At 77.5% G+C, this 16,955-nt stretch carries 10 protein-coding genes; 4 read left to right on the top strand and 6 right to left on the bottom strand.

All coding sequences use genetic code 11. The features are described 5' to 3' along the window. The first annotated feature begins 31 nt into the window (after positions 1–31). The 3 genes from ASF82_RS10860 to ASF82_RS10850 all read left to right on the top strand — a co-directional run bounded on the left by ASF82_RS10860 (position 32) and on the right by ASF82_RS10850 (position 5,637). Entirely contained in the window at positions 32–1,081 is a 1,050-nt protein-coding gene (locus tag ASF82_RS10860; protein ID WP_056056918.1) for a LacI family DNA-binding transcriptional regulator, read from the top strand. A 204-nt stretch (positions 1,082–1,285) separates the two neighbouring features. After that, the gene (locus ASF82_RS10855; RefSeq protein WP_156370084.1) at positions 1,286–2,947 is read left to right on the top strand and encodes a hypothetical protein; all 1,662 of its coding nucleotides are present in this window, start codon (positions 1,286–1,288) and stop codon (positions 2,945–2,947) included. 230 nt (positions 2,948–3,177) lie between these two features. Further along, entirely contained in the window at positions 3,178–5,637 is a 2,460-nt protein-coding gene (locus tag ASF82_RS10850) for a polysaccharide biosynthesis C-terminal domain-containing protein (protein WP_056056914.1), read from the top strand. Between the two features lie 73 nt (positions 5,638–5,710). Here the strand turns inward: ASF82_RS10850 and ASF82_RS10845 are convergent, their stop codons facing one another. Genes ASF82_RS10845 through ASF82_RS10830 form a run of 4 tightly spaced genes read right to left on the bottom strand, consistent with a single transcriptional unit; the run spans position 5,711 to position 12,559 of the window. Continuing rightward, positions 5,711–6,949, bottom strand: coding sequence for a hypothetical protein (locus ASF82_RS10845; protein WP_056056912.1), 1,239 nt, complete (start codon positions 6,947–6,949; stop codon positions 5,711–5,713). Then, the gene (locus ASF82_RS15935) at positions 6,946–8,106 is read right to left on the bottom strand and encodes a glycosyltransferase (protein ID WP_056056910.1); all 1,161 of its coding nucleotides are present in this window, start codon (positions 8,104–8,106) and stop codon (positions 6,946–6,948) included. The genes ASF82_RS10845 and ASF82_RS15935 overlap by 4 nt, the downstream gene beginning before the upstream one ends. Continuing rightward, on the bottom strand, positions 8,103–10,391 hold the full coding sequence (locus ASF82_RS15930) for an acyltransferase family protein (RefSeq protein ID WP_056056908.1): 2,289 nt from the start codon (positions 10,389–10,391) through the stop codon (positions 8,103–8,105). Before ASF82_RS15930 ends, ASF82_RS15935 begins: the two co-directional genes overlap by 4 nt. Further along, positions 10,388–12,559 (bottom strand): acyltransferase family protein, encoded by a 2,172-nt coding sequence (locus tag ASF82_RS10830; protein WP_162240273.1) that lies wholly within the window; start codon positions 12,557–12,559, stop codon positions 10,388–10,390. Before ASF82_RS10830 ends, ASF82_RS15930 begins: the two co-directional genes overlap by 4 nt. Before the next feature lie 230 nt (positions 12,560–12,789). On the opposite strand from ASF82_RS10830, the gene ASF82_RS10825 reads away from it, so the two are divergent. Beyond that, a complete protein-coding gene (locus ASF82_RS10825; RefSeq protein ID WP_056056904.1) occupies positions 12,790–14,118 on the top strand; it encodes an O-antigen ligase in 1,329 nt (442 codons plus the stop codon). Between the two features lie 82 nt (positions 14,119–14,200). Here the strand turns inward: ASF82_RS10825 and ASF82_RS10820 are convergent, their stop codons facing one another. Together ASF82_RS10820 and ASF82_RS10815 are read right to left on the bottom strand one after the other, a co-directional pair. After that, the gene (locus ASF82_RS10820) at positions 14,201–15,091 is read right to left on the bottom strand and encodes a nucleotidyltransferase family protein (protein ID WP_056056902.1); all 891 of its coding nucleotides are present in this window, start codon (positions 15,089–15,091) and stop codon (positions 14,201–14,203) included. Next, positions 15,088–16,848 carry a polysaccharide biosynthesis tyrosine autokinase gene (locus tag ASF82_RS10815; RefSeq protein WP_056056901.1) on the bottom strand — a complete coding sequence of 587 codons (1,761 nt, stop codon included), beginning with the start codon at positions 16,846–16,848 and terminating at the stop codon, positions 15,088–15,090. The genes ASF82_RS10820 and ASF82_RS10815 overlap by 4 nt, the downstream gene beginning before the upstream one ends. Positions 16,849–16,955 lie beyond the last annotated feature (107 nt).

Below are 16,955 nucleotides of genomic sequence, written 5' to 3'. Positions count from 1 at the left end.
GTTTGCGTAAACATCTGGGATGCTCGCAACCATGACACCTTCGACGCCGATCGTCAAGTCGAGCAGTCGGCGCCCCTCCCGCACGCGCACCGTCTCGATGGCGGACGTCGCGGCGCGCGCCGGCGTGTCGTCGCAGACGGTCTCGAGGGTCTCGAACGGCGCCGCCAACGTCGAGGCGGGCACGCGTCAGCGGGTGCTCGACGCGATGGCCGAGCTCGGCTACCGGCCGAACAGCGCCGCCCGGGCGCTGAAGACCGGGCGCTTCCGCAGCATCGGCGTGATCATGTTCACGCTCTCGACCCTCGGCAACATGAAGACCCTCGACGCCATCGTCACGGCCGCCTCGGGCGCGGGCTACACGATCACCCTGATGCCGGTCGCGCACCCCACCGAGGGCGAGGTGGCGGGCGCGTTCAGCCGCCTGCAGGAGGAGGCGGTCGACGGGGTCGTCATCATCATCGAGGCGCAGATGCTCGACCGCGCCGACCTCATCGTCCCGGTCGGCCTGCCCGTCGTCATCATCGACTCCGACGCCGGCGACCCCTACGTCGTCGTCGACACCGACCAGGAGCAGGGCATGCGCCTGGCCACGCAGCACCTGCTCGACCTCGGCCACACCCGCGTCGTGCACGTGGCCGGGCCCGCCACCTCGTACTCGGCCACGCGCCGCGCGACCTCGTGGCTCGACACGATGCGCGACGCCGGGCTCGAGCCGGAGGCGCCCCTCGGCGGGGACTGGACCACCGCCTCCGGCTACCGCATCGGGCTCGAGATCGGTCGTCGCGACGACGTCACGGGCGTCGTGGCGGCGAACGACCAGATGGCGCTCGGCGTGATGCACGCGCTGCACGAGCTCGGCCGCTCCATCCCCGGCGACGTCAGCGTGGTCGGGTTCGACGACACGGAGGAGTCCGGCTCGTTCTGGCCGCCGCTGACGACCGTGCACCAGAACTTCGGCGAGATCGGGCTGCGGTCGATGCACGTGCTGCTCGAGATGCTCGAGGGGCAGGAGCCGTCGGCCGACCGCATCGTGCCGACCCACCTGGTCGTCCGCGAGAGCGCGGGGCCGCCGCGCGCCTGACCGTGCCCCGCTGCCGGCGCCGCGACTCCTGCCGTCCGCGGGTCGCCGCCAGGTGACGGAGCGGGTGAAATGTCGGTGCGCCGACGGTGCGGGGGCGCGGGAGTCGCGGTGACGGACCCCGGCGGAGGGGTCAGGGTGCCGACACGAGCCAGACGGGAGACGTCTGGTCGTCGTCGACCCCCCCTTACGAAGAGGACCCCCACCGTGACCGATCGTCATCGCTCCCTGCCCGTGAACCCGGCCGCCCCGCCGTCCGTCGTCGAGGGGCACGCCGGGCCCTCGCGCCGCTCCGTCGTCACCGCCGCGGCCTGGGCCGTGCCCGTCGTGAGCATCGCCCTCGCGACCCCCGCCCACGCGGCGTCGTCGAACGCCCGCGCCACCATCGGCTTCTCGAACGAGCTGCCGCGGGCGCTCGGCTCCGACCTGTCGGACGCCAGCGTGCTCGTGCTCTCGCAGAACGGGGTCCCGCTCGCGAACGAGACCGTCACCTTCACCGTCACCGGCCCCGCCTCGTTCGGCGGCTCGACCACCTGGACGACGGTGACGAACGCCGCGGGAGTCGCGGTCGCCACCGGCCTCGTCGCGAGCGCCGCCGAGGGAGGCGTCGTCACCCTCACGGCCACGGTCGCCGGCGTCGCGCCCGTCACCGCCACCGTCACGGTCGTGCAGGAGGGCCTCTTCCTCGTCCCCGTCACGGCGGGCACGGGCGACCAGCCGGCCGCCCGACAGATCCCCGACGCGACGGGGAACATCGCGCACGTCTCCGCCGCGACCGTGACCCTGCCCGGCCAGCCGGGCCAGGTCGCCTACACGGCGGTCACCACGACCGGCGAGGTCTGGGCGCTGGGCGCGACCCGGGGCGCCGCCGCCGGCTGGGGCCTCGTCGACACCGGGGCCGACCCCGCGGTCGAGGGCGCCACGGCCATCGGCAACACGGGCAGCTGGAGCTACCACCTCTACGTGAAGGACGGCCAGCTGTGGTGGTACGGCGGTGCCGGCACCGGCGCGGGGCCGAACCGCCTCCTCACCGGCGCGACCGGCTCGGTGACCCAGGTCTCCGCCGCGAACGGCCACTTCTCGGGGGCGACGACCACCCTGGCCTTCACGGCCGTCACGAGCACCGGGCAGGTCTGGGCGCGCGCGTCGTTCAACACCGGCACGAGCGAGCGGCTCGTCGACACCGGCGCCTCGTCGTCGGTCCGCCCGGCCACCACGGTCGGCGGCCCCGGCGGCACGAGCCAGCACCGCTACGTGAAGGACGGCCAGCTCTGGCTCGTCACGAACACCGGGGCGTCCGCGGCTTCGCCCGAGCGCCAGCTCGAGGGCGTCGACGGCGCCGTCGTGCAGATCGACGCGGTCAACGCCTACCACCCGGAGATGGCCGGCCAGCTCGCGGCCACGGCGATCACCAGCACCGGCCAGCTGTGGGCCTCGGCGAGCACGCTCGCGAACGAGGTGCCCTGGGAGCTCCAGGACACGGGCGTGGACGGCGCCGTGCGGCCCGCGACGGCGATCGGCGGCAACGCGACGGGCAGCGTGCACTACTACGCCAAGGGCGGCCAGCTCTGGCGTGCCTGGTCGTACGGCGACGGCTTCGACCCGATCGCGCGCAAGGCCGAGGGCGCGACGGGCGCCGTCGTCGGCATCTCGGCGGCCAGCGCCCACCGCGCCGGCGAGGACCCGCAGATCGCCTACACGATGGTGACCGCGACCGGTGAGGTCTGGGGCCACTCGTACATCGCGACCGACAACCGCGGCGCGTGGCAGCTCGGCAGCGGGGCGAACCCGACCGTCGTGCCGGCCACGGCCATCGGCGGCGCCCCCGACGGCAGCACGCACCTGTTCGCGGGCACCGTGCCCGCGTAGGCCGCCCTCCCCGCCCACCCGCCGCCACCGCGGCCTCGGCGCGACCCGAGCCCCCTGCCCGACCCGGGTGGGGGGCTCGCGGCGTCCCGGGGTGAAGGCCGGGGTGAGGTCGCGGGGCCGGGGCCGCGGGGCCAGGCCCGAGCCCCCCGGGCGCGCGACGGGGGAGTCGCACCCTGGGAGTCCTGCTCCGTCCCGTCCCGCCGAGGACCGTCCCCGACCGAGGTGCCCCGATGCCCGACCCGACCGCCGCCGACCGTCCCGCGCCCGCCGCGCCTCCTGCACCTCACCCGCCCGCTCCCGGGCGCGGAGGGGCGCGCGGCCCGGTCTCGTCCGCCGCGGCCCGGCTCGGCGGCTTCGTCGCCCTGCCGCTGCTCACCGCCGTCGCGCCCCTGCTCGTCCTCCCCGCGATCACGGCCGCCTTCGGGCAGGGGGCGTGGGTCAGCGTCGCGGTGGCCCAGTCGCTCGGCGCCGCCGCGGCCGTCGTCGTCGAGCTCGGCTGGGGCCTCACCGGCACCCAGCGGGCGGCGCGACAGGGCCCGGAGGCGCGCCGTCGCCTCCTCGCGCTCGTGACGGCGACCAAGCTCGTCGCGGCGGTGCCGACGCTCGCGGTGGTCGCCCTCGCCGTCGCCCTGCTCGTGCCCCGCCACCCCGTCGAGGCGCTGCTGATCGCGGCGGGCGGCGCCCTCAGCAGCCTCAACGCCACCTGGCTCTTCATCGGCACGGGGCGCCCGTCGCTCGTGCTCGCCGTCGAGGCGGGGCCGCGCATCGCCGCGATGGTGGTCGCGGCCCTGGCCGTGTCGCTCGGCGGCTCGCTCTGGTGGTTCGTCGCCGCGTGCCTGCTGCCCTCGGTCGTCTGCCCGGTCGTCGGGCTCGCGGTCGTCGGGGTGCGGCCCCGTCACGCGGCCGGGCTGACGCCCCGGCGCGTGCTCGGCGCCCTCGCCGGGCAACGCCACGCGCTCACCGGGCGCGCGCTGAGCGCCGCCTACATCGCCCTCCCGGTGGTGCTCGTCGGCGCGGTGGCGGGCACCTCGGTGACCGCCGTCTTCGCCGCGGCGGAGCGGCTGCAGCGCATGCTCCTCTCCGGCCTGCAGGCCGTGCCGAACGCGCTCCAGGGCTGGGTCGGGGCCCCGGCCGGCGTCGAGCACCGGCTCGACCGTGCCCGCGTCGCGATCGTCGTGAACGGCCTGGTCGGGGCCGCGGCGGGCGTCGTGCTGACCGTGGCCGGCCCGTGGCTGTCGGCCGTCGTGTTCTCCGGCGTCGCGACGCTCGGCCACCGCGAGGCCGCGATCAGCGCGACCCTCGTCGTGGTCGTGAGCCTGTCGCGGGCGGTCGGCGGCATCGCGCTCGTCGTGGTGGGGGAGGTGCGGGGTCTCGCGCGGAGCGCGCTCGTCGGGGCGCTCGTCGGCGTTCCGCTCATCCTGCTGCTGGGCCACCAGGGCGGCGTCGTCGGTGCCCTCGCGGGCGAGGTGGTCGCCGAGGCGGCCGTGCTCGTCGTGCAGCTGCGGTCGCTCGGGCGGGCCGTCGCGGAGCGGCGCGGACGCTCGGCAGCGCGCGCCCTCGGCGCCGCGGGGGCGGGCGGCGACGCGCACGGCGCGGCGACCGGAGCCGGGCTCCGGGTGCTCCAGTGGCGCGTCCACGACCCGGGCTACCCCCGCAACGTGCGGGTGCGCGAGCACCTCGAGGCCCGCGGCCACCGCGTCGACCTCCACGAGCGGGCGCGCGGCCCCCGACGCCACCTCGTCGACCTCCGGGCGCTCGTCGTGCGCTCGCGGGCGGCGGACGTCGTGCTCGTCTCCGAGATGTCGCTCGACTTCGTCGCCGCGGCGTGGGCCGTCGCCCGGGTGCGCCGCCTGCCCCTGGTCGTCGACGTGTTCATCGGCAAGCACGAGACCCTCGTGGGCGACCAGGGCTTCCGGGCCCCGTGGTCTCCGCGCGCGTTGCTCTGGGCGCTCGTCGACCGGGTCGCCGTCCGCGCCGCCGACGTCGCGCTCGTCGACACGCGGGTGCGGGCCGAGCACCTCGGCCGGCGGCACCCGCGCGCGACCGTCCTGTCGCTGCCGGTGGGAGCGCCGACCTGGGCGCGCGAGCGGCCCCTGAGGGGCGACCCGCGCCTCCGCCTGCTCTTCTACGGGTCGTTCCTGCCCCTGCACGGCGTGCCCACGATCGTCCGCGGGTTCGCGGCGACGCGACGGGCCGACGTCGCCCTGACCGTCGTCGGCAGCGCCGACCGGGCCGGGGGCGAGGCCGACGCCGCGGCCCTCGCGGCGGAGCTCGGCGTCGGCGACCGCGTCGCCTTCCTGCCGGCCACGAGCCCGGAGCGCCTCGGCGAGCTGATCGGCGAGCACGACGTCGTGCTCGGCCTGTTCGGCGACTCCGAGAAGGCCGGCTCGGTGATCGCCAACAAGGTCTGGCAGGGGCTCGCGGCCGGGCGCGTCGTCGTCACGCGCGAGAGCGCGGCGCTCGACGAGCTCCGCGACCTCGTCGGCGGACAGCTGGTGACCGTGCCCGCCGCCGATCCGGAGGCGCTGGCGCGGGTGGTCGAGGGTCTGGCCGACCGGCGCCCGGGCGCGGTCGGCGGGGCCCGTGCACGACTGGACGCCTACGTGCGCGCCGAGTTCCGGGGGCTCGACGACGCGCTCGCCGCGGCCGTGACGGCGGCCGTCGGGCGTCGCCGCGGCGCTCGCCGCTGACGCTGACGCTGACGCTGACGGGGCCGCTGGCGCTGACGCTGACGCTGACGGGGCCGCGGTCGCGGCCGCCCGGTCAGCGCTGACGCACGAGGCCGGCGGCGACGAGCTCGGCGACGGCGGCCAGCACGAGCTCGCGGGCCCGGGCGACCGCCTCGGGCCCGTCGCCCGGCAGGCCGTGCTCGCGCACGACGGCGGCCACGGACTCGTCGAGCGTGCGGCCGGCCCGGGCCGCGTGCCACACGGCGACGCCGATGCCCGAGAGGGTCCGCAGGGAGTCGCGGTGCAGCACCACGACGGAGCCGGCGTCCGCCACCCAGTCGTCCACCGCCGTCGCGACGAGGACGCCCCCGCCGTGCGTCGGGCCCGGCGCCCCCGGGGAGGCGCGGTGCGCGTCGAGCCCGACCGTCGCCTCCCCGGGGCCCTCGCCCCCCGGCGTCGCGGCCGGTGCCGACACGGCGAGCAGCTCGCGCACGGCCGGTTCGAGGGTCGTTGCCTCGGCGTAGCGCACGACGACCAGGCCGCCGGTGCGCTCGAGCAGGGCCTGCAGCCGGCGCAGCGGGCGGGCGCGGGCGCCGAGGTAGCTGATCTGCGGGAAGAGCCGGGCGGCGGCCTCGGCGAGGCCGATCGGGCCGACCGTCACCTCGGTCGCGGCGGGGTCACGGTCGAGCAGCACCACGCGAGCGAGCGTCAGGGGCCCGTCGGGGGCCCGTCGGAGCCCCGCCGCGTCGGGCGAGACCTGCGCCTTGGGCCGAGACGCCCCCGGCGCGGCCGGGCCCCGCACCGAGAGGGGCTTGGGGTAGCGCACCACGAGGCCGTCGTCGCCGACGGCGACGGTCTCGTCGGTCACGTAGCCGAGGGTGCGGCCGAGGGCGCGGGAGGCCGTCGTCTTGCCGTGCCCGGACGGGGCCACGTACGCGACGACGGCGCCCGTGACGGGGTCGGCGACGCCGCCCGCGTGCAGCAGGAGGAGGTCGTCGCGGCGCTGGTCGATGGCGAGCTGCGTGACCACGGTCGTGACGGTCTCCGTGAGCTGGTCGAGCGCGTCGGCCACGACGAGGGTGGGCGCGTCGGCGTGTGCGTCGGAGTCGGCGCCCGCCGGGGCGTCGCCGTCGCCGCGCAGCACGGCCACGGCGTCGCACTCCGAGCGGGGTCGACGCTCGAGGACGGGCTCGCACCACGCCCACGACGTCGCGAGGTCGGCGCGCTGCCCGGCGTCGAGGCCCACGAGCCCGACCACCACCCGGCAGCCGATCGCGGTGACGGTCAGGGCGTCGAGGGCGTCGAGGAGGGCGGGGTCGGTCTGGTGGCTCACGGTCGTCGCCCTCTCGGTGCGGCGCGGCGCCGCAGTTCATCGTAGGTCCGCAGCACGGGGCCGAAGACGGCGTCGGGGGTGGCCCGGCGGGCCAGCCACCCGGCGGCGAGGGAGACCTGCTCGGTCGTCCTCGTCCGGTCGGCGAGGGCGGTGGTCAGCAGGCGGGCCGCGGTCTCGTCGTCGGCGTCGTCGGGCACGACCACCGCGCGGCCGTCGCCCAGCGCGCCGGGCGCGCCCGAGGCCGCCGTCGCGACGACCGGCCGGTGCCGTGCGAAGGCCTCGAGCACCACGAGGGGGAGCCCCTCCCAGGCCGAGGTCATGAGGAGGGCGTCGGCCGCGTCGATCCTCGCCGGCACGTCGTCGGCGTGGCCGGCGAAGACGACGGGCGCCCCGAGGCGGGAGGCGAGCGCCCGGGCCTCGTCGAGCAGGGGACCGTCGCCGTGCCACACCGCCTCGACGTCGACGACCCGGGCCGCCGCCGCCACCACGCGGACGAAGCGGAGCGGGTCCTTCTGCTCGACGAGCCGGCCCAGGCCGACGATCCGCAGGGGGCGGCCGCCCGGCGGCGGGACGGGCAGCACGGGCCGGTCTGTCGTCCGGGCCGGTGCGTTGCCGACGACGAGGACGCCGTCCCGACGACCGAACCGGTCGGCGATCATCGCCCCGACGTGGTCGCTGACCGCGAACACGGCGGCGCTCCGGAACGACAACGCCCGGAGGCCGGCGCGGGGCAGGTAGGTGTGGGCGTGCTCGACGACGGGCACGCCGTGCCGCGCGCCGACGAGGAGGCACTGCAGGGCCTCGCGGCGCTGGTGCGCGTGGAGGACGTGGGGGCGGACCTCGCGGCAGGCCCGGTCGAGTGCGCGCAGGCCCGCGACGAAACGCCCGACGGAGCCCCCGACGGCGACCGTCCCGGGGCGGACGTGCACGCGCGCGGGCCCGAGGGACCGCCGCGCGTCCGCGGCCAGCGGGCCGTCGACGCCGAGCAGGTGCGCCTCGGCGCCGCGTGCGGCGAGCCAGGCGCTCAGCTGCACGGCGACCGCCTGGGCGCCGCCGGCTGTGAACGAGTCGAGCACGTGGACCACGCGGAGCGGCGCCCCGGGGCCCTCGTCGCCTGCCGGGCCGACCGCGTCGGGCCCCGTCGTCAGCCCGCTCACCGGGCGTCCCCCGCCCCGTCGAGCAGGGCCGCCCGGAGGACGAGCGCCAGCGAGGCCGACCACCGCTCGGCGAGGTGCCCGGCGTCGACCTTGACCAGGCCGTCGCCGACGAAGGCCGGGCAGCGCAGCTCGTCCGTGCACGTCCAGGGCGCCGTGTCGACGAACCGGGCGCGCAGCGGCGCCCCGGGCGTCGAGCCGTCGGCGAGGCCGGCCACGGCCTCCTGCTCCGCGGCCGTCTTGTCGACCCACGCGCGGGAGGGCGTGCTGAGGCACGTCGCGGGCCCCCGGGGGCGCACGGCGCACTCCGCGGCGGGTGCGGACTCGGGCGGCGAGCTGAGCACGACGACGGTCGCGCCGGCCGCCGCGAGCTCGGCCACGGTGCGGGCCGTGCCCTCCCGCCAGGCTCCCGCCGCGTCGGCCTCGTCCCCCCGCCCGGTCAGCCGCTGGTACGCGCCGAGGGAGCTCGACAGCACGACGAGGTCGGGGGCCTCGGCGACCACGCGCTCCACGGCGGCGTCGCGGGCGGCCGCGCAGTCGTCGGCGAAGGAGGCGCGCTCGAGCCGGTCGGTCGTGCGCACGTCGACGGCGGGGCAGCTCTGCAGGCCCTGGCCGACCACCCGCCAGCCCTCCGGCACCAGCGCGCCGGTGATCCCCGGCAGCCAGCTGGTCGCGATGGAGTCGCCGAGCACGACGGCGGTGCGCTCGGCGTGCTCGGGGCCCGCGGTGCAGGCCGCCGCGGCCTCCGCCACGGACCGGGGGGAGGCGCCCACCGGGTCGACGAGGCAGCCGGGGCCGGCCGAGGCGGCCGCGCCGTCGGCCAGCGACACGTCGTCCGGCGACGGCGAGAGGGCCGGCCAGCCTTCCGCGTCCGCCGCCTCCTGCACGGCGGCGCGCAGGGCGGCCTCGTCGGGGAACGGCGCGGCGGCGGCACGCTCCGCGGGAGCCCGCGCGGGCAGCGGGAACGTCGCCGGGCCGACGAGCTGCACGGCGGAGAGGCCGAGCACCGCCACCGCCACCGTCGTCCCGGCCAGGAGGCCGTGCGACCGGGGCCGCGCCTCCGTCCGGGCCTCCGCGCGCGACTCGGCCCGCGACTCCGCCCGGGGGTCGGCCGAGCGGCCACGCCGACCGACGGCGCCGTGGCGGAGGGGCTGCTCGACGAACCGGTGGGTGAGGGCGGCGAGGCCGACCGACAGCGTGGCCGCGAGCCCCGCGACGGCGAGGCCGCGGTCGGGCCACACGGCCGAGAGCAGCACGAACACGGGCAGGTGCCAGAGGTAGAGGGAGTACGAGACGCGGCCGAGCCAGCGCATCGGCGGGTTGTCGAGCAGCACGACCGGGGCGAGCCGGCGCCCCCCGGAGGCGCCCCCCGAGGCGAGCAGGGCGGCGGTGCCGAGCACGACCGGCAGCGCGGCGACGCCGGGGAAGGCGTGCTCGGGGCCGACGAGCACGGCCGACGCGAGGATCGCGAGCAGGCCGCCCGACCAGAGCACGGTGCGCCCTGCCCGGCCCGCCCGGGCGAGGGCGGGAGCCGCCACGGCGACGGCCGCCCCCACGCCCAGCTCCCAGGCGCGCGACTGGAACGAGAAGTAGGCCCAGCCCTGGCGCAGCTCGGTCTCCGCGACGGAGGCCCCGAACGAGGCGGCGGTCGCCGCGAGCACGACCGCCAGCAGCACGCCGCGCCCGGTGCCCGGGCGGGGCGTCGTCGACCCGGCCGCGGTGCGCCGTCGCGAGCGCCGACGCGACCAGGCCCAGACCACGAACAGCCAGGGCCAGAGCACGTAGAACTGCTCCTCGACGGCGAGCGACCAGTAGTGCAGCAGGGGCGAGCCGGTGCCGTCGCCGCCGAAGTAGCTCACCCCGCGTCGCACCAGGTGCCAGTTCTGCACCATGAGCACCGACGCGACCCCGTCGCCGAGCACGCGGAGGGCGCCGACGCGGTGCAGGACGAGGGCCGACGCGACGACGGTGACGACCACGACGAGCAGCGCGGCCGGCACGATGCGGCGGGTGCGCCGCAGGTAGAAGGCCAGCAGGTCGACGCGCCCGGTGGTCTCGGCCTCCCGCAGCAGGAGCCCGGTGATGAGGAAGCCGGAGAGGACGAAGAAGACGTCCACGCCGACGAACCCGCCGGAGGGGGCGCCGACGAGGTGGTCGGCGAGCACCAGCAGCACGGCGAGCGCCCGGAGCCCCTCGACGTCGGGGCGGAAGCGGAGCGCGAGGTGCGGGGCGGGGCGTGCGGGGCGCGGGGCGGCGAGCGCGGCGGGGGCGGCGGCGAGGAGGCTCACAGGCCGACGACCCCCTCGGCGACCAGCGCCTCCCGCACGACCGGGGTGATCTTGCGCATCCAGTCGCTCGTCGGGTGCAGGGCGTCCTTCTTCGTCAGGGTGTCCCCGGCGAAGGCGGGGCACGAGCCCTGCGCGTCGCAGAACCACGGGCGCACGTCGACGAAGACGGCGCCGACCGCCTCGGCGGTCGCGACCTGGTCCTGGGCCATGGAGGGCCAGCTCGACGCGGAGACACGGCTCACGCAGGCCTCGGGCCCGGCGAACTGGCTGAAGCACTCCCGGACGTCGGAGCCGGCGGGGGGAGGCGACAGGACGACGGTCTGGCCGGCGCTGGCCCCGAGGCGCTCGAGCATCGACCGGAACGCGCCCGACCAGGCGCCGAGGGTGGCCTGGCGGCCGGTGGCGGCGTCGACCTCGCGGGTGAAGGTGTTGCCGACGAAGACGACGTCGGGCCGGGTCTCCTCGACCACGCGGTACTCGGTCTCGCGGCGGTCGCGGCAGGCCGCCGCGCGGGCGGCGTCGTCCGAGAGCTCGAGGTCGACGAACGGGCAGGCGTACATCGACACGATGCGCAGCGACCACTCCCCGGTGCCGACGATCTCGGCGAGGGCGGGCACGTACGCCTGGGCGATCGAGTCGCCGACGAGCACGGCCCGACGGGGAGCGTCGGGGTCGCCGAAGGTGCACTCCGCGGCGGGCAGCAGCGTCACCGACCCGCAGCGCCCCGCGTTGCCCGGGGCGGCTCCCTCGCGGCCGCTCTCCGCGGCGGGGGCGACCGCCTCGGGCCAGCTCTCGGCGTCGAGCGCGGCGGAGATCTCGGCCGTCAGCTGCGCCTGGGCGGCACCGGCCTCCGGGGCGCCGCCCCCCTCGCCCTCGGGCGGGGCGGGCACGACGGCCGCGGTCGGCGCGGCGGAGTCGGCCGGCGCACCGCCCGACGACGCGATCGCCGTGCCCGTGACCGCGAGCACGGCGACCGTCGCGGCCACGGCCACGACGAGCGGCCGGGAGCGCCGGGAGGCGGCGGCGCGACGACCGCTCCGGCGGCGGTCCGTCGAGGGCAGCAGCCACGAGCTGCGCAGCACGGGCTGCTCGACGAGGCGGTGCGACACGGCCGAGAGCACGGCGGTGACGAGGAGCACGAGCGTCGTCACTAGCGCCTCGGGAGCGGCGTCTCCCAGCAGGAAGCGCAGGTAGGGCGCGAACAGCACGACGACGGGGAAGTGCCAGAGGTAGATCGAGTACGACGCGTCGCCGACCGCGCGCGAGACCGGGTTCGTCAGCACGACCAGCGAGCGCTGCGGGTGGTCGATGCCGGCGGCGAGCACGAGCAGCGTGCCCAGGGTCGGCACCAGCGCGCCCGGGGCGGGGAAGCCGGCCGACTCGCTGACCGTGGCGAAGCCGACGACGATCACCGCGACTCCGGCCCAGCCCAGGGCGGGGCGTGACCAGCCCGGCAGGTGGCGGCCGACGGCGGGCGCGGCGAGGGCGAGGCCGGCCCCGAGGGCGAGCTCCCAGGCTCGCGTGGCGGTCGAGAAGTAGGCGACGGTCGGCGACGACGCCGACTGCACGAGGGCCACCGCGAAGGAGGCGCCCCCCACGACCGCGATCGCCGCTCCGGCGTACAGGCGCGCCCGCAGGCCCAGCTCGCCGCGCCGACGACGCGTCGCGAGCGCGACGGCGCCGATCACGAGCAGGGGCCAGACGACGTAGAACTGCTCCTCGACCGCCAGCGACCAGAAGTGCTGGAGCGGCGAGACGGGGCCGTCGGCCGTGAAGTAGTCGGTGCCGGTGGCGGCGAACCGCCAGTTGGCGACGAAGCCGAGCGAGGCGGCGGCGTCGCGGAGGACGACGCCGCCGCGGCCCGAGCCGTACAGGGCGAACGTCGCGGCGACCGTAGCGGCCAGCACGACGAGGGCGGCGGGCAGGATGCGCCGTGCCCGGCGGCGGTAGAACATCGAGAGCGAGATCGTCCCCGTCCGTGCCCGCTCGCGGACGAGGAGCTCGGTGATCAGGAAGCCGCTCACCACGAAGAAGACGTCGACGCCGGTGAACCCGCCGCTCGGCCGGTCGGTGGCGTGGGCGACGACGACGGCGACGACGGCGAGGGCCCGGAGGCCCTGCACGTCGAGACGGTGCGGGGTCGGCGGGTGGGCGGCAGAGCGGGTCACGGGTCCTCCTCGGGTGATCGACACCCGGTGATCCTGCGGGGTGCGACGACCGCCTCCGCCCGTCGCCCCGGGCTCTGACGGGGGCGGGGGCACGGCGCTTCATCCCGGGACTCACCCCGGGCGAAGCGCGGGGTGGAAGGGGCGCCGCCCGGGCCCGCGGAGGCGGGCGGAGGGCCCGGCGGCGGCCGGGCGACGTGGTGCGATGGCCCCTCCCGAACGGAGACCGCCCCATGCTGATGACCCTCCTCCTGCTCGCGAGCGCCGGCCTGCTGGTGCTCGCCGTCTTCCTCCTCGTCGTGCCCGCCTGGTGCGTCCGCGCGGCGGCGCTCGCCGTGACCGTCGCCGTCGTCGTGGCCGTCGGCAACAACAGCGCACCGCCCGCCGCGTGGGTGGCCGGCTTCGTCTTCTCGGCCGTGCTCCTCCTCGTGGCCGTGGCGCGCGGCGGTCTCGAGCGTCGCGTGGGCGGCGTGCCCTTCCTGCTCGTCTCCGGCCTCTGGGCCTGGCTCGCCGTGGGCGCGCTCGTCGCGGGGACGTACTCGGTGCCCCGTCTCGTCGCGTACTTCGGGCTCGCCGTCGTCGTCGCGCTCGTCGCCGGCCAGCTCACCCGTCGGGAGGTGCACCTCGTGCTCGGCGCCGTGGTCGCGGTCGCGGTGGTGCAGGTCGGCATCGCCCTGGCCGAGCTGGCGGTCGGCGAGCCGCTGCTGTGGGGCCTCCGCGGCGGCACGCGCCTCAACCCCTTCCTCGGCGACGCCGTCGACCGCGTGCAGGGCACCCTCGGCCACCCGATCATCCTCGGCCTGCTCGAGGGGCTCGCCGTCCTCCTCGTCTGGGCCGACCCGTGGCAGCTCTCCCGCCGGGCCCGGTGGGCCCTGCTCGCCGTGTGCGCGGGCGGCGTGCTGCTCTCGGGCACGAGGAGCATCGCGGCCTGCCTCGTCGTGGCCGTCGGCGTGCACCTCCTCCTCCGGTCGAGGCTCGCCGCCTGGCTGCGCAACGTCGCGATCGCGGCGGTGGTCGGCAGCGGGGTGCTGCTGCTCGACCTCGGCCTCTCCGAGATCGTCGACGACCTGCTCGCCTCGGGCTCGTGGGTGCACCGCCTCGAGTCGGTGCAGGCGGTGCCCGCCCTGCTGGCCCGGCCGCTCGCGGAGTCGCTCTGGGGCACCGGCTTCGGCAGCGAGGTCGGGCTGTTCCGTGACGGGCACATCCGACTGACCTTCGGGCTCGAGGTCGTCGACAACTTCTACGTGTACCTGCTCGGCACCACGGGGGTGCTGGGGCTGTCGGTCTTCCTGCTCGTCGCCGTGGTGACCTTCGCCCGCGGCGACCGCCTCACCCGTGCCGTGGTCGTGCTCTTCCTCGGCATGGGCGCCTCCTTCGACCTCGTCGTCTGGCTCGGGGTCGGCGTGCTGATGTCGCTCTTCTTCGCCCTGCCGGGCGCCGCGGCGCTGGCCGCGTCGGACCGGGCGGAGCAGCAGGGCCGGGCGGCCCGGGACCTCGAGGCGGCGGCCGCCGCGGACGGCGGCTCGGCCCGGGAGGACCGCCGCCCGGCGCTCGTCGCCTGAGGCGGTCGCCGCTCGGCGCGGTCGCGCCCCCTGAGGGGATGGGCGGTCGCGGCGTCCGAGGGGATCGGCGGTCGGCGGGGCCTCAGCCGTGCCGCGCGTCGCGCCAGGCCACGGGCAGCCCGCGCAGGCCCCGCGCCCAGCGCACGACGTAGGCGCGCAGCAGGTCGACGCCCCGGAGGTCGGCGCCGAGGCCGTCCTTCACGAGGGTCGCCCGCGGCGGCAGCAGCGCGAGGCGCACGGCGTGCAGCCGCTCGCGGGCGCCGGCGTCGCGGAAGGCCACGAGCCGACGCGTCAGGGGCGAGGCCGACCGGGTGCGCAGCCGCCACTCCGCGGACGGGGCGCCCCAGGCGAGGTCGAGCGGACCCGCGGCCTCCTCGACGAAGGGGCGCAGCGGCGCGAGGGCGCGCAGGCGACGCGCGGCGTCGACGAGCTCCGCGACGGGGAGCGCCCGCGCGTGCTCGACCAGGCGGTCGTGCTCGTCGGCGTGGCGCTCGACCCAGGGGCTGCGGAGGCAGTGCAGGGCCAGCACGAGGAGGGTGTCGACCCGGCCGGGCACCGCGACGTCGCGGCCGGCCCGGTCGAGCACCACGCGGCGGGCCCAGAGGGCGTCGAACGCCGCCCCGGGGTCGTCGTCGAGCCCCGGGAAGCGGTGGTGCACGTCGAGGTCGCAGCTCCAGCCCGGGTGGAACCAGGTGTCGGAGTGGCGGGGGAAGGCCGTGAGGTCGGCGTCGGCGGGGCGGGTGCGCCAGCCCCGTCGTGCCAGCTCCGCCCCGAACCGGGCGGCGTCGTCCCGGCCGCGGAGCAGGACGTCGACGTCAGCGCTGACGCGGGGCGGCCGGAGGCCGTGGTGGGCGGCCCCGTCGCCCTTGACGACGAGGGCCCGCAGGCCGACGCCGCCGGCCACGTCGGCGACGAGGGCGTGGGCCAGCTCGACGACGGGGGCGGCGGCCACGACGACGGCCGGCCCGGTCACCGCGTGCGCTCGCGCTCGCGGATCTCGCGACGGGTGAGCGCCCCGCCCGGGGCCTCGACGGGGGAGGCGGGCACCGCCGGGGACGTGGGCGCCGCGGGCGAGGCGGGTGAAGCGGGGACCCGGGCAGGAGCCGGCTCCCCACCAGGAGCAGCAGCGGCAGCAGCAGCCGCCGCGGCACCAGCCGGGGCCGGGACCGGGGCCGGGGTCGGGGCCGCAGGAGGCGTCGGGGCGACCACGGGCGCGGGGGCCGTCACGGCCTCGCGGGAGGCGGGCGCCGTGCCGGAGCCCGCGCCGGCCCCGACGGCCCCGCCCGTCCCGACGTCGCCCTCGTAGTAGTAGTAGCTGCCGCCGAAGTAGCCGTACTCGCGGGCGTCGCGGCCCTTGGTGGGCACGCGGTTCAGCACGACGCCGAGCACGTCGCCGCCGCCCCGCGTGACGAGCTGGAGCGCCCGGTCGAGCTGGTCGAAGGTGGTGCGCGCGGCGGAGGCGGTCATCAGCACGCCGTCGGCCTTGGCGGCCAGCACGACGGCGTCGGTGACGGCGAGCACCGGGGGAGCGTCGAGGATGACGGTCGCGTGCTCGGCGAGGGTCGAGACGAGGTCCTGGAAGGTCTGCGACCCGAGCAGCTCGCTCGGGTTCGGGGGGATGCGCCCCGCGCCGACGACCCAGAGGTTCGACGCGGCCTCTGTCTGCTGCATGACCTGGTGCAGCTGCGCCCGGCCGGAGAGCACGTCGGTGAGGCCCGCGCCCTCGGAGACGCCGAGCACCTTCGAGAGGGTCGGCCGGCGCAGGTCGCAGTCGATGACGACGACCCGCTGGTCGGACGACACGGCGAGCGACTCCGCGAGGTTGGCCGCCAGCGTCGACTTGCCGTCGCCCGGCTGCGGGCTGGTCATCACGATCACCCGCGGCTGCGCGTCGACCTTGACGTAGGCGAGGTTGGTGCGGAGCTCGCGCAGCGCCTCCGACATGGCGAAGTTCACGTGGCGGTCGTCGGCGGTGGCGTTCGGCAGCGCCGCGACGAGGCCGCCGTGCTCGGCCAGCGCGTCGTTCTGCGGGATGGTGCCGATCACGCCTACGCCGAACCGCGACTCCACCTCGGCCGCGGAGCGGATCCGGCGGTCGAGCGTGTTGCGGACGAGCAGGTAGACGCCGGCGAGCATGAGGCCGGAGAGCCCGCCGAGCAGGAGGGCCACCTCCACGTTCGGCGACGCGGGCGACGTCGGCACCGACGCCGACGAGAGCGCGACGAACGACGTGGCCGAGCCGCCCGTGTCGGTGCTCTCCTCCTGCATCGCGGCGATCTGCTCGCCCATCGCGGCGAGCCAGGCGTCGGTCAGTGCCGCGGCGTCGGCCGGGGTCGAGCCGCGGGAGGTGACGGTGATGATGGCCGTGTCCTCGGGCAGCGAGGTGGTCACGCGCCCCAGCAGCGACGCCGGCGACGCCGCTCCGCCGAGCGCCGCCGCGGCCGACTCGGCCACCGCGAGCGAGCCGCCGAGCTCGACGTACGACTGCGCCTGCGACTTCGCCAGCTGGTCGGCGGCGAAGGCGAGGTTGGCGTCGCCCCCGGCCGCCACCTGCACGACGCCGGACGCGCTCGACTCGTAGACGCGGGTCTGGGTGAGGGTCCAGCCGGCGCCGGCGGTCACGCCGAGCAGCACGATGAGGAAGGCGCCCAGCCAGTACGACCGCACGATGCGCAGGTAGTCCTGCAGGTCGAGGGTCCTGGGGCGGGGCTCGGTGTCGGGTCGGTCCACGGGCTTCTCCTGTCGCGGTGGCGGTGCTGCTGGTGTCGCGGGGCGGGTGCCGGCCGGCGGCCGGAGGGCGTCCGGAGGCGGGCGCCGGGTCGTTCCTACCGCGCGTG

This window comes from Frigoribacterium sp. Leaf164 (genome assembly GCF_001423665.1).
Taxonomy (GTDB): Bacteria; Actinomycetota; Actinomycetes; order Actinomycetales; family Microbacteriaceae; genus Frigoribacterium; species Frigoribacterium endophyticum.
Note: the sequence above shows the minus strand (reverse complement) of the source record. Positions and strands in the feature narration are given on the sequence as shown.